This window comes from Micromonospora sp. WMMD736 (assembly GCF_049179015.1).
In the GTDB taxonomy this organism is placed as follows: domain Bacteria; phylum Actinomycetota; class Actinomycetes; order Mycobacteriales; family Micromonosporaceae; genus Micromonospora.
On sequence record NZ_JBMHMI010000001.1, the window covers coordinates 3,682,523 to 3,694,865 of the forward strand.

Genomic DNA, 12,343 nt, shown 5'->3' on the forward strand with positions numbered 1-12,343 from the left:
GTAAGAACTGGTGCGCCGGGAGGGCCTCAGGCCGCCTCGGCGCCCTCCTGCTCGCGCTTCTTGTCCGCCAGGGCGGCCGCCGCGCGGGCGGCCTTGGAGAGCGGAGCCTGGAACAGGGCCGCGGCCTTGCTCAGGTTGCCCTTCATCGCGCCGGCCAGCTTGGCCAGCAGCACCTCGCGGGACTCCAGGTCGGCGAGCTTCGTGACCTCGGCCGCGGAAATGGCCTTGCCCTCGAAGACACCGCCCTTGATGACGAGCTTCGGGTTGGCCTTCGCGAAGTCGCGAAGCCCCTTCGCCGCCTCGACGACGTCGCCCGAAACGAAAGTCAGCGCGGTAGGACCGGTGAACAGCTCGTCGAGGCCGGTGATGCCCGCGTCCGTCGCGGCACGCTTCGCCAGCGTGTTCTTCGCGACCGTGTAGCTGGTCTCGGCACCGAGCGAGCGCCGCAGCTGGGTGAGCTGGGAAACCGTCAGACCGCGGTACTCGGTCAGCACGGTGGCGCCCGCGCTGCGGAAGCTCTCGGTCAGCTCAGCGACGGCCGTGGCCTTGTCGGCTCGGATCGGCTTGTCCGCCATGTCCCTCCTCTCTCGTTACTCGAGGCTGGTCCCCGACACGGCCGAAGCCGAAAGCGGGGGCGGAGGCAGCACGACAACGAAAAGCCCCGGCGCAGGGCGCACGGGGCGAGGGCCGGCGGGAAGTCACGGTCGGCGGACCATGCTCACTGCCGAGTTACGCTTGCCGCCCTACGCGGGTCGCCCGTCGTCGCGGGACCTTCGACCGTGCCGGAGCACGGTGACCAGCGGTCTCTGGGTGGTTCTTATCCGCAATAACACGGATGAGGTCGAGAGTACGCGCCCATACGACCAGCGCCAAATCGCCCCCGGTGACCCGGGTCACGCCGCCGGCCCGCTCAGCCCTGGACCCGGCGCCGCCAGAGGTAGCCGGCGGTGACCACCACGCTCCACGCCAGGGCCCAGGCCGTGAGCCCGAGCAGGGTCAGCGCGGCGGCGTCACCCGCGGTCGTCCGGGCGGTGGCCATGATCGGCGGTACCAGCCAGGGCGCGATCGACCCACGCAGGCCGAGCGCCACCGCGCCGACCCCGCCGAGGGCCAACACCGCGACGCCGTACGCGGCACCGCCCACCGACGCCCGGCTGGCAAACGCGCCAAGAGCAACCGCAGCGGGTACGGCCAGCAGGTGCGCCCACAGCCCCAGCGCGATACCGACGGGCACCGAGCGGTCCCCCGGCTCGACCGGCCCGGTGACGCCACCCACCAGCCACGGAAAGAGCAGTGCGACGGCCACCGCGACCAGCGCCGCCACGCCGGCCGCCAGGAGACCGGCGAGACGCTCCCGGGCCACCCCGACGGTTACCTGGGCCAGCCGGCGCTGCACGTCCGGCTCGATGTCCAGCAGGATCTTGGTCTGCCAGGCGAGCACCGGGAAGAGCACCACGGCCGAGACGCCGTACGCCTCCGCCGGCTGGGACCGGCCGCCACCGTAGAGCGTGCCGAGCACGACGAGGCCCGCGAGCAGCGGCGCCAGCGCCCGTCCGGTACGCAGGAGACCCGCCAGCCGCATCCACACCAGCGCGTTCACCGGCCCTCCCCCGTGCCGGGCTCGACCATCTCGTCGGCCGCTCCGGGCCGCGCCGTCGAGGCCGACGGGGTCGGCAGCGCCGTGGAGGCCGATGGGGTGGACGGGTGCGCCTGGGGTGGGGCGGTGGAGGCGTCGGCGCGTACCCGAAGAATCTGGTGGCCCTCGGCCCGCAGGCGGGCGACGGTGCCGGCGACGCGCGCGGCCGGCACCGCGACCTCGACCACGGCGATGGCCTCCTCGTCGGCGGGCGCGGTCTCCTCGGTCAGCACGCCGGCGGCCACCGACCAGCGGCGGGCGGCCGGCAACCGGACCGTCTCCCCCCGGTGGTCGCTGACCAGGACCATGCCACCGTCGGCCAGCACCTCGTCGATCAGCTCGGGAACCAGCTCACGGGTCGCGGCGTCCAGGCCCTCCCACGGCTCGTCGAGTACGAGCAGGCCCGGCGTCCGCAGCATGGCCTGGGCGAGACCGACCTTCTGCGCGGTGCCCTTGGACAACTCCGGGAGCCGCACCGCGCGGAACGGGTCCAGCCCGAGCCGCCGCGTCCAGGTCGCCACCGCCTCGTCGGCCGCTGTGCGCCCCAGCCCGGCCGCGCGGGCCATGCCGGTCAGATAGCGGGACACGGTGAAGGGCTGGTCGGCCGGGAAGCGCTCCGGCACCCAACCCACCCGGGCCGGCCGGTCGACGACCCGCCCCTGGCCCGGCCGCAACACCCCGGCGGCCACCTGGAGCAGGGTGGACTTGCCCACCCCGTTGCGGCCCAGGACGACCGCCACCTCACCCGGACCGATCCGCGCGTCCACGTCACGCAGCACCCACGGGCCCCGCCGGTGGTACCGCAACCAGACGTTCTCCAGCCGCATGCGGTCGAGCTTGCCACACCCGGAACGCGCCGGGGCGCCGCCACGATCGTGGCGGCGCCCCGGTGGAGCGATGAGTCGGCTCAGGCGTCGGCCGAGTCCTCGGTCAGGTTCTTCACCAGGTTCGGGTCGACCGGAACGCCCGGGCCCATCGTGGTGGTGAGGATGACCTTGCGGAGGTACTTGCCCTTCGCCGCGGACGGCTTGGCCCGCAGCACCTCGTCGAGCACCGCGGCGTAATTGTCCACCAGCTGGCTCTCCGAGAAGGAGGCCTTGCCGATGATCAGGTGCAGGTTCGAGTGCTTGTCCACCCGGAAGGTGATCTTGCCGCCCTTGATGTCCTGCACCGCCTTGGTGACGTCCATGGTCACCGTGCCGGTCTTCGGGTTCGGCATGAGACCGCGCGGGCCCAGGATCCGCGCGATCCGGCCGATCTTGGCCATCTGGTCCGGCGTGGCGATCGCCGCGTCGAAGTCGAGCCAACCACCCTGGATGCGGGCGACCAGCTCGTCGGTGCCCACCTCGTCCGCACCCGCCGCAGCGGCCTCCTCGGCCTTCGCGCCGCTGGCGAAGACGATCACGCGGGCGGTCTTACCGGTGCCGTGCGGCAGGTTGACCACACCGCGGACCATCTGGTCCGCCTTGCGGGGGTCGACGCCGAGGCGCATGGCGACCTCGACCGTGGCGTCGAACTTGACGTTGGTGGTCTCCTTGGCCAGCTTCACGGCCTCGGCGGGGGTGTAGAGCTTCGACCGGTCGATGACGTCGGCGGCCTTGCGGTAGCTCTTGCTGCGCTGCATTGCTGATTACTCCTGTGGTCTCTGGCGGGCCGCTCGGCGCGAGCCCTCCCACGATCGGGTCGTCGGCGGGGAGCCGACGTCAGTCGTTGACGGTGATGCCCATCGACCGGGCGGTGCCGGCGATGATCTTCTCGGCCTGGTCCACGTCGTTGGCGTTGAGGTCGGCCATCTTCTTCTCGGCGATCTCACGGAGCTGGCTGCGGCTGACCGAGCCGACCTTCGTCGCCTGCGGAACGCCCGAACCCTTCTGGATACCGGCGGCCTTGAGCAGGAGCCGGGCGGCGGGCGGGGTCTTCAGCACGAAGGTGAAGGACCGGTCCTCGTACACGCTGATCTCGGCGGGGACGATGTCGCCCCGCTGGGACTCGGTCTGCGCGTTGTAGGACTTGCAGAACTCCATGATGTTCACGCCGTGCTGACCGAGCGCGGGGCCGACCGGCGGCGCCGGCGTGGCCTGGCCCGCCGGCAGCTGAAGCGTGAACGTCTTGACGAGCTTCTTCTTCGGAGGCATGTCACTTCCTGGGGCTTGGAGCTGGGAAAATGCGGCCGTCGCCGCCGCGGCGGGGCGCGCACGGTCAGCGCGATGCGACAGCGGCGACGTTCAAGAATAGCGCAGGCCGCAGCCCGCTCGTCCGCCGAGGTCGAGCGGGAGGGCGTACGCCGACGTCGGCGGCGGGCTGGGCCCGCCGCCGACGACCATCAGATCTTGGCGACCTGGTTGAAGTTGAGCTCCACCGGGGTCTCCCGGCCGAAGATCGACACCAGCACCTTGAGCTTCTGCTGGTCGGCGTTGATCTCACTGATCGTGGCCGGCAGCGAGGCGAACGCGCCGTCGGTGACGGTGACGGAGTCGCCGACCTCGAAGTCGAGGACCTTGATCTCCGGCTTCACCTTCTTCTGCTCGGTCTCGACGGCCGGCGCCAGCCACTTCAGCACCTCGTCGAGCGACAGCGGCGCGGGCCGGTCGGCCCGGTCGGTCGCACCGACGAAGCCGGTCACACCCGGGGTGTTGCGGACACACGAGTAGGACTCGGCGGTCAGCTCCATCCGGACCAGGATGTAACCGGGGAAGACCTTGGCCTGGACCTGCGAACGCTTACCGTTCTTGACCTCGACCTCTTCCCGGGTCGGCACCTCGACCTGGTAGATGAAGTCCTCCATGTCGAGGCTCGTGATCCGCGTCTCGAGGTTGGTCTTCACCTTGTTCTCGTAACCGGCGTACGAGTGCACCACGTACCAGTCACCCGGCGCGTAACGCAGCTTCTGCCGCAGCTCGGCGACCGGGTCGTAGTCCTCGTCCGGCGCAGGCTCGGTGGTGGGGAACTCCGGCTCGCTGGCGGCCTCAACCGACTCGTCACCAGCCGCCGTCGCGACCGTGGACTGCTCGTCCACTTCTCCGGCGGTCTCGTCGTACTCAGGCACGCTCGCTCACTTCCGTCACTATCGGCTGGAGACAGCCGGTCAGTCCGAGTTGCCGAAGACGAACAACACGGCCTTGGCGAAGCCGTAGTCCAGCAGACCCACGATCGTCAGCATCACCGCGACGAACGTGACCACCACGGCGGTGTACGTCAGCAACTCCTTGCGGGTCGGCCAGATGACCTTACGCAGTTCGGCAACGACCTCGCGGAAAAACCGGGCGATGCGGCCGAACACGCCCACCCGACCGGTTTCCGACCTCGTGGTCGGCCGGCTGTCCGCCGATTCCGCCCGAGCGCGGGCCCGCGTCGCGGTGCCGCCCCGGGAAACCGGCTCGTCCGCGCCGGTGGCATCGTCGTCGGCTACGTCGTCGACGATCTCGTCGTCGAGACGATCGTCGCCGGCGTCCTCGCCGCGCCGCTTGTTGTCGGCCACTTCGCCCTCCGTCGCGGAATCTCGGGTCGCACGCCGGGCGGCGTACGCGGCGCTGGTCACGCCGGCCGGACCCAACCGTCCCGCGACGGGCCGCGGCCGGTGGTCCGACCGGGAGCCCCGATTGCCTCGGAACCACCCCGCCGGTGCCACCACCACGGGCCGGACGCCGCCTTGTCGGCGGCGCGACCCACGGGAACGGTCAGGCCTGAGGCGCAGGGGTGACAGGACTTGAACCTGCAGCCTGCGGTTTTGGAGACCGCTGCTCTGCCAATTGAGCTACACCCCTGTGCGGCAACACTCGCCCCACGCGGTCACAGACGACCGTGCAGGGGTCACTTGCCCCACGGCGGACCAGTGTACGGGTAGGCGCCCGACTTTCCCAACCGGTCTCCCCGCCACGCGTGGCGAAGCCGATTCCGCGCGCCGCGCGCCCCCGGTTCAGCGTGCCGTGCCGCCCGGGATCTGCGCCTATCCGGCCTCGGTTCAGCGTGCCGTACGGATCACCGCGCGGGCCTGCGACAGCACCTTGTCGCCCAGGCAGGTCGCGGTCACCTCGAGCCGGGTGAGGCCGTCCTCGGTCACCTCACGGACCCGCGCGGTCACCTCGATCTCGGTCCCCTGGTCGTCGTCGGGGACCACCACCGGCCGGGTGAACCGTACGCCGTACTCGACCACCGCGTCGGGCGCGCCGGCCCACTCGGTGACCGCCCGGCCGACCAGCGCCATCGTGAACATGCCGTGCGCGATGACCCCGGGCAGGCCCACCTTGGTGGCGACCCGGTCGCTCCAGTGGATCGGGTTGAAGTCACCCGAGGCGCCGGCGTAGCGGATCAGGTCCGCCCGGGTCACCCGGAACGTCTTGGTTGGCAGTTCCATCTCAGGCCTCTCCACGGATGACGTACCGGGCCCAGACGGCGACCACCGGCTCCCCGGCGACGGTGCTCACGTCCGTGCGGGTGGTGAGGAGGCCGTGCCCGCCCCGGTTGCTGACCTCTTCGATGGTGTTGACGCAGACCAGCTCGTCGCCCGCGACCACCGGCCGGGTGTACGCGAACCGCTGGTCGCCGTGGACGAGGCGGCTGTAGTCGACGCCCAGGTCCGGGTCCTCGATGATCTGACGGGTCGCGGCCATGGTGACGATCACCGGGAAGGTCGGCGGAGCGACCACGTCCGGGTGGCCCAGGGCCTGCGCCGCGGCCGGGTCGTGGTGAGCCGCGTCCGTGGCGCCGATGGCCGTGGCGAACTCACGGATCTTTTCTCGGCCCACCTGGTACGGGGCGGTCGGCGGATACGTGCGGCCGACGAAGGAAGGGTCCAGGGACATGCCGCGAACCTACACGGAAAGCACAACCGCCGATCTGGTTGGCAGGCTGCGGCAACGCCGCGCCCGACCGGTCAGATCGGCGGTTGGAAAGGCTTCGACGACGGCCGACGGGTGCCGGCCGGCGGTCAGCGGGTCTCGCGGTGAACCGTGTGCCGGCCGTCGCGCGGGCAGAACTTCTTCAGCTCGATGCGGTCGGGGTCGTTCCGGCGGTTCTTGCGCGTGATGTAGTTGCGCTCCTTGCACTCCACACACGCCAAAGTGATCTTCGGCCGGACATCGGTAGCCTTCGCCACGGCGGAGTGCCTTCCTCGCTAACGGAAACAACTACGACGCGTCAGCCTAGACGCTGACTGCGCGGACATGCAAAGTGGGCGCCAGTGGCGCCCATCTCAACGACCACCGGGAACCAGCCCGGAAGACGAGAGTAGCGGTGGCCGGACTTGAACCGGCGACACAGCGATTATGAGCCGCTTGCTCTGCCATCTGAGCTACACCGCCGCGGTGGGTCCAGCTGAACCCTCGAGCCCCCTTACGGAATCGAACCGTAGACCTTCTCCTTACCATGGAGACGCTCTGCCGACTGAGCTAAGGGGGCCTGCGCGATCTCCCCGTGGGGCGCGCAGAAGTAGAATACACGGCAGGGGTCGGCAGGTGAAATCGGATCCCCAGCGGCCGCGTATGACCAGCTCAGGGCACCACACGCAGGCGCGGAAGCTCGCCGCCGGAGATCGTCTCCGGGTCCACCTGAGCGCCGAACCAGGCAGCCAGTCGCTCGTACGGCAGCGGCCGACTGAACAGGAATCCCTGACCGATCTCGCACCCGATGTCCTGAAGAAGCTCCAGGGTCAGTTCGCTCTCCACCCCCTCGGCGACCACGGCCAGGCCGAACTGCTGCGAGAGTGTCACCACCGCGTTGACGATCGCGAGGTCTCCCGGGTCGGTGGCCATGCCCTGGACGAAGGAGCGGTCCACCTTCACCTCGTGCACCGGCAACCGGCGCAGGTGGGCCAGCGACGAGTCACCGGTGCCGAAGTCGTCCACCGACAGCCGGACGCCGAGGTCGCGGAGGCGACGCAGCGTCGGGATGGGCCGGTCCGTACCGTCCAGCACGCCCGACTCGGTGATCTCCAGGGTGAGGCGCTGCGCCGGCACCCCGTACTCGGTCAGCAGCTCCTGCACCCGGTCCGGGAAGTGCTGGTCGGTGAGCGTGCGGGCGGCGAGGTTCACCGCGATGGGCAGCGGCTGGTCGGCCTCGGCCCAGTCCCGGCTGCGCCGCAGCCCCTCGCGGAGCACCACCTCGGTGAGCCGACTCAACTGGCCGGTGTGCGCGGCCACCGCCACGAAGTCCTCGGGAGCGACGGTGCCGTGCGTCGGATGCTCCCAGCGGGCCAGACACTCGACACCGACCAGACGCCGGTCCCGCAAGGTCACCTTCGGCTGGAAGTAGACCTCCAGCTCGCCCTGGTCCAACGCCTGGCGCAGGTCACCGGCGAGACCCAGGCGGCGCAACGACCGGGACTCCAGACCCGGGTTGAACAACTGCACGCTGCCCGGCACCGACTTGGCGACGTTCGCCGCCAGGTCGACCCGGAGCAGCAGGGTCGCGGCATCGCTGCCATGATCCGGGTGTACGGCCACCCCGACGGCGGTGTTCACGTCGAGGGTGAGCGCGTCGAAGACCATCTCGTCGCGGATCTGGTCGCGCAACTGTTCGGCCAGTTCGAGTGCCGCCTCGGCGCTCTCCAACCGGAGGGTCACCAGGAACTCGTCGCCGCCCGCACGACCGACCAGAGCCGACGACGGCGCGCTCGCCCGCAGCCGGTTGGCGACCTCGACCAGCACCTTGTCCCCGGCGGCGTGACCGAGGGACTCGTTGACCTGCTGCAACCCGTCGACGTCGAACAGCAGCAACGCCACCACCTCGTCGGGCGCACCGATCTTGACCGACTCGTCCAGGGCGGCGGTGATGCGCCGTCGGTTGGGCAGCCGCGTCAGGGTGTCGTGGTACGCGTCGTGCCGCAGGCGGTCGACAAGTCGCGAATTCTCGAGCGCCACCGCGGCGTGCGCGGCCACCGTCTCGAAGACCGCGATGTCCGCTGAGCTGAAGTTGTTGCCGTCGCCGAGCCGGTTGGCCACCTCGAGGGTCCCGATGACGACCTCACCCGACCGCAGCGGCACCACCACCGCGTCCTTGATCCGGCGCTCGGCCAGCTCCGCGCGGAACTCACCGTCGGTCGTCACCCCACGGCCCACCGCGACGGTACGCCCAGTCTCCAGGACCCGTTCGCGGATCATCGCCGGGGTGAGCGCCAGGTCGAGCAGGCCCGGGTCGTCCACCCGCGCGGTCAGCAGGGTCTCGGGGTGCCTCCCCTGGGCCGGCAGCCACAACGTCGCGTACTCCACCTGCATCAACGCCCGGACCCGGCCGAGCAGAGCGTCGGCGAGCGTGCCGCTGTGCCCGCTACCCACTACGGCGCGGGTCAGGTCGTACAGGTCGGTGAGGGTGCGGTGCTGGCGGAAGAACTGAGCGTAAGCCCGGTAGACCAGGGCAAGGCCGGCACCGAGGGCTGCCAGGAGGAGCAGCGACCACCACGTGCTACGGACCAGAATCAGCACGATCAGGCCGACCGCCACGTTGATCGCCGCGGTGAGCACCGCCGGCGTGGCGGTCCGCAACGTCCCGCGCCCGGTCTGCCAGCCGTGCAGCAACGTGTGTACGGCCGCCACGCTGGCGTAGCTGATCAGGATCACCATGCTCACGGCGGCGAAGATGCTGACCCAGGTGCTCGGACCGACGCCCTCCATGGGCGGGAACGCCTGGAGGACCAGGACAGCCAGCGACGTTCCCGCGGCGGCGCGCGCGACGTTGAACCACACCTTCGGCGCCGAGAACCGTTGCCTGGTGTGGGTGATCAGGGAGCTCAACGTGTAGATGACCACCACCGTCAGCGGCGGCAGAAAGTAGAGCGCGAGGACCATCGGCAGCTCGGTGAGCGTGACGCCGATCGTCTGCCGCCGGACCACCAGGCTGAGCAGCGGCAACCCCGCCACGATCATGATGACGAGAAGGAGCATCGCCTCGGGCCAGTCGCCGAAGGGCTCCTTCGCGATCAACCCGGTGGCGGTGGCACAGACGACCGCGATCAGCGCGAGGGGCGCGGTGATGATCCACGCGTCCTCGGACGACCTGCGCCGGGGTTGACCATGACCGCTCATGGCGCTCCTTCGGATTGACGCCGAGCGGTCACGATACCGTCACTACGTCGATGGTGCCTTCCACCAGGACGGCCAAACTGGATGACCAGCCCGAGGCAATCGCCTCACTGCCAGACGATGTCGGCTGCCTGCGCCGTCGGCACGGACTTGTCGGCGGTTTGCACGGTCTGCCAAACGATGTCGCCAGCCTGAGCGCCGCCCCCTGAGCTGCTGCCGAGATCAACACTGACGATGCCGCTCACAAGTGCGGCGAGGGTGAAAAGTGAGCCAAGCAGCCGGCCCAACCTAAGACCAGACATGATTGCTCCTGTCGGAAAATGTCGTGGGGGTGGTGGAGGTTCCACGATCGTGCCACAGTGCGGGCAGCCAGAGAAGTGGTGGGCAGCCCGTTGGGCCCCACCGTCTGTAACTTCCCGCCGTTCGGCCCACCAGCCCCACCGCACCGGAGCAGATCACAGCCGTGCAGGGCAGGTCAGCGCTTCACACAGCGTCGAATACGACCTTCACCACAAATTCGGCGCTGTCGCGGCAGAGCACCAGATCCGACATCTTGGTCACTGTGAGTGACGCCTCCAGGAGGTGCGTTCGCGTCGTGCGTTCGGCGTCCAGCCATCGACCACCATACCGGGTCTTCGCCAATAGACCAGTCCCCGGACCGGATTCCCTCCTGGCGGCCAGGAGCACCGCCGAGCCCGCCGAGCGACGCATTTGCACAGCTCAACCGGGGCAGGAAGCCTCAGTTAGGGGTCCTACACGTCCGGAAGAACGGGCGTGGGAAGTCGCGGGGCTCCTCGAACGCCGCTCGCGCCTCCACAGGCCATGGCCCCGCCGTGCCCACGCCCCCGATGTTCAGGCCGCTTCCCACGCGTCGTTCGCGCAGCCGACCTCGAAGCTCCACCAGCCCGCCGCCTCGCCGTGTTGCAGGGTCGCCTTGATGGCCGAGAAATCGGCTGTCGCTGGCACCGTCACGGCGACGAGCGGAAGTTCCGTGCTGAACGCCTCGCCGCCGAGGCCGAAGCCCGCCAGGCGGTCGTAGACAGCTTGCGCGTTTGACCCGAGAGGGCCACGGGGCTTCGGTAGGACCCTCACCGTGCAGTTTCCCGATGCCTCGACCCGTCCAGTCGCCCAGCGAACTCCCTGCGGATCCACGGTGAAGCGCACCACGTCTCCCTCGGCAACGCCGTCCTGAAGGAACGGCGCATTGCATATGCGAGCCGTGTCCGGGCCCGCCGCGACACCCCACAAGCCCTCGGTGTCGTAAGGAAGCCAGCCCTCCCGCGGCACGAACCTGAACCAGATCTTGATGAGGTGCTCTCCGGCAGGTGCGTCGCGGTCCGGTGCGGGTGAGGACATGCCCGCATCATTCCCGGGAGGGTGGGGAGCCCACCACACCAGCCCGGCGAGCCGATAGTTCTGAAGGCAGCGCCAGCTTGGCAGCGCCTCGGATCAGTCGTCCCTGGGCATCGGCCACACGTCCCGGGAGTCGTTGAAGGCCCCTCCCGGAGGTTGCTCGACCGTCAGGGACTTCACAGCGCGCGGCAGAGAAGTAACCCCACGCCTCAACGACCGCCACAGCCACGCAGCCACGTGCACGAGGGCTAAGAGCGCAGCGGAGCCCAGCGCCAACAGCAGCACGAGGCCGACCATTCCTGTCATCACCCGAAAATTCTGACCAGTCGCCGATCTTGTGGTTCATGGCGTCGTCGCCGCAGTCGATGCAGCTGGCCCAGACGCGGAAGCAGGACGACGGCGGCGCGGCCCAGGCGCCCGGCACATCGGTCGGCGGGACGCCGGCCTTCAGCCAGAGCGAGGCTGCCGCGTGCCGCAGGCCGTAGGGCCAGCAAGCGGGGCTTCGGTCACCGCTGCACGACGCTAAGTTATGTGATCTGTCGTGTGTGGAGCGAGGTCGAACGTGAGCGATCGTGACAAGCCATCCCGGAACAGCCTCCGTCAGCACCTCGGCAGAGGAGAGTGGGCCGGCATCGGCGCGGTCGTCGGGCTTCTCAGCGCTCTCGTGGCCCTGCTTGCATGGCTCTTTCCCGTCAAGGATGACCAGGGAGCCGCGTCGCCACCCACGCCATCCACCGCGCCTTCCAACAGCCTGAGCTCCTCCCCCACGCAAAGCACGAACACGGGCCCACCAACTCCCTCTGGGAGCCTGGGCAACGGCGATACGTCGCCCCCTTCAACGGAGGCGCCGACACGAGAAGTAGTGCACAGCAGCGGGAGCCCTCGCTTCCAGACCCTCGACGAGTACGGCTCCGATGATCCGCAGGGCAACAGATACTGGGATGTCGACGACAACCACCGGCATTTCGGGACGACCAACGGCACAGATCTCGTGCTCAACGAAAGCTCCCTTGGTGGAGCCAACGGAACCGTCTTCGCTTCATCGCCAAGCGGGAAAGCAACATTTCAGGAATGCGCACAAGTCGACAACGCTGCGTGGTCATCGCTGGCCACGGCGCCGCAGCTCCAAGCCGGTTCCTCCTTCTGCCTACGCACCAGCGAGGGCCGTCACGGCAAGCTGGTGGTATCGAAGTTGAGCATGTGCGAGAAATTCCTCAAGGACGATGAAGACCGCGAGCGCTTCGCGGGCAGCATATGCGTGTTGGAAGTCAGCTTTCTCGTCTGGGAGTAATGCCGGGCCAACATGGGCGCTCTGGTCAGCACCCTGAGCGGACTACCC

Annotated in this window: 14 protein-coding genes and 3 tRNA genes; 1 reads left to right on the top strand and 16 read right to left on the bottom strand. The window is 69.4% G+C overall.

Annotation, left to right across the window (positions count from 1 at the left end):
• Positions 1–26: 26 nt before the first annotated feature.
• The 16 genes from rplJ to ACN269_RS16345 form a co-directional block, all read right to left on the bottom strand.
• On the bottom strand, positions 27–575 hold the full coding sequence (gene rplJ, locus ACN269_RS16270; protein ID WP_355050769.1) for a 50S ribosomal protein L10: 549 nt from the start codon (positions 573–575) through the stop codon (positions 27–29).
• Positions 576–910: 335 nt separating this feature from the next.
• Complete coding sequence (locus ACN269_RS16275; RefSeq protein ID WP_421473224.1) at positions 911–1,600, bottom strand: hypothetical protein; 690 nt, start codon at positions 1,598–1,600, stop codon at positions 911–913.
• Complete coding sequence (locus tag ACN269_RS16280) at positions 1,597–2,463, bottom strand: ABC transporter ATP-binding protein (RefSeq protein ID WP_421473225.1); 867 nt, start codon at positions 2,461–2,463, stop codon at positions 1,597–1,599. The genes ACN269_RS16275 and ACN269_RS16280 overlap by 4 nt, the downstream gene beginning before the upstream one ends.
• Before the next feature lie 80 nt (positions 2,464–2,543).
• On the bottom strand, positions 2,544–3,260 hold the full coding sequence (gene rplA / locus ACN269_RS16285) for a 50S ribosomal protein L1 (protein WP_355053306.1): 717 nt from the start codon (positions 3,258–3,260) through the stop codon (positions 2,544–2,546).
• A gap of 79 nt (positions 3,261–3,339) precedes the next feature.
• Entirely contained in the window at positions 3,340–3,771 is a 432-nt protein-coding gene (gene rplK / locus ACN269_RS16290; protein ID WP_421473226.1) for a 50S ribosomal protein L11, read from the bottom strand.
• Positions 3,772–3,959: 188 nt separating this feature from the next.
• Entirely contained in the window at positions 3,960–4,682 is a 723-nt protein-coding gene (gene nusG, locus ACN269_RS16295; protein WP_421473227.1) for a transcription termination/antitermination protein NusG, read from the bottom strand.
• Positions 4,683–4,721: 39 nt separating this feature from the next.
• Positions 4,722–5,114, bottom strand: coding sequence for a preprotein translocase subunit SecE (secE, locus tag ACN269_RS16300; RefSeq protein ID WP_421473228.1), 393 nt, complete (start codon positions 5,112–5,114; stop codon positions 4,722–4,724).
• Between the two features lie 213 nt (positions 5,115–5,327).
• A tRNA-Trp gene (locus ACN269_RS16305) sits at positions 5,328–5,400 on the bottom strand.
• Positions 5,401–5,597: 197 nt separating this feature from the next.
• Positions 5,598–5,990, bottom strand: coding sequence for a MaoC family dehydratase (locus ACN269_RS16310; protein ID WP_421473229.1), 393 nt, complete (start codon positions 5,988–5,990; stop codon positions 5,598–5,600).
• A 1-nt stretch (position 5,991) separates the two neighbouring features.
• The gene (locus tag ACN269_RS16315) at positions 5,992–6,438 is read right to left on the bottom strand and encodes an FAS1-like dehydratase domain-containing protein (RefSeq protein WP_421473230.1); all 447 of its coding nucleotides are present in this window, start codon (positions 6,436–6,438) and stop codon (positions 5,992–5,994) included.
• A gap of 125 nt (positions 6,439–6,563) precedes the next feature.
• Positions 6,564–6,731 carry a 50S ribosomal protein L33 gene (gene rpmG, locus ACN269_RS16320; RefSeq protein WP_007073056.1) on the bottom strand — a complete coding sequence of 56 codons (168 nt, stop codon included), beginning with the start codon at positions 6,729–6,731 and terminating at the stop codon, positions 6,564–6,566.
• 132 nt (positions 6,732–6,863) lie between these two features.
• Positions 6,864–6,936, bottom strand: a tRNA-Met gene (locus ACN269_RS16325).
• 24 nt (positions 6,937–6,960) lie between these two features.
• A tRNA-Thr gene (locus ACN269_RS16330) sits at positions 6,961–7,033 on the bottom strand.
• 92 nt (positions 7,034–7,125) lie between these two features.
• Positions 7,126–9,654: a putative bifunctional diguanylate cyclase/phosphodiesterase gene (locus ACN269_RS16335; protein WP_421473231.1), complete on the bottom strand. Its 2,529-nt coding sequence runs from the start codon at positions 9,652–9,654 to the stop codon at positions 7,126–7,128.
• Positions 9,655–9,758: 104 nt separating this feature from the next.
• Positions 9,759–9,953, bottom strand: a complete 195-nt coding sequence (locus ACN269_RS16340) for a hypothetical protein (RefSeq protein ID WP_421473232.1) — start codon at positions 9,951–9,953, stop codon at positions 9,759–9,761.
• 550 nt (positions 9,954–10,503) lie between these two features.
• The gene (locus tag ACN269_RS16345) at positions 10,504–11,007 is read right to left on the bottom strand and encodes a DUF4265 domain-containing protein (protein ID WP_421473233.1); all 504 of its coding nucleotides are present in this window, start codon (positions 11,005–11,007) and stop codon (positions 10,504–10,506) included.
• A 559-nt stretch (positions 11,008–11,566) separates the two neighbouring features.
• On the opposite strand from ACN269_RS16345, the gene ACN269_RS16350 reads away from it, so the two are divergent.
• A complete protein-coding gene (locus ACN269_RS16350; RefSeq protein WP_421473234.1) occupies positions 11,567–12,295 on the top strand; it encodes a hypothetical protein in 729 nt (242 codons plus the stop codon).
• Positions 12,296–12,343: the final 48 nt, after the last annotated feature.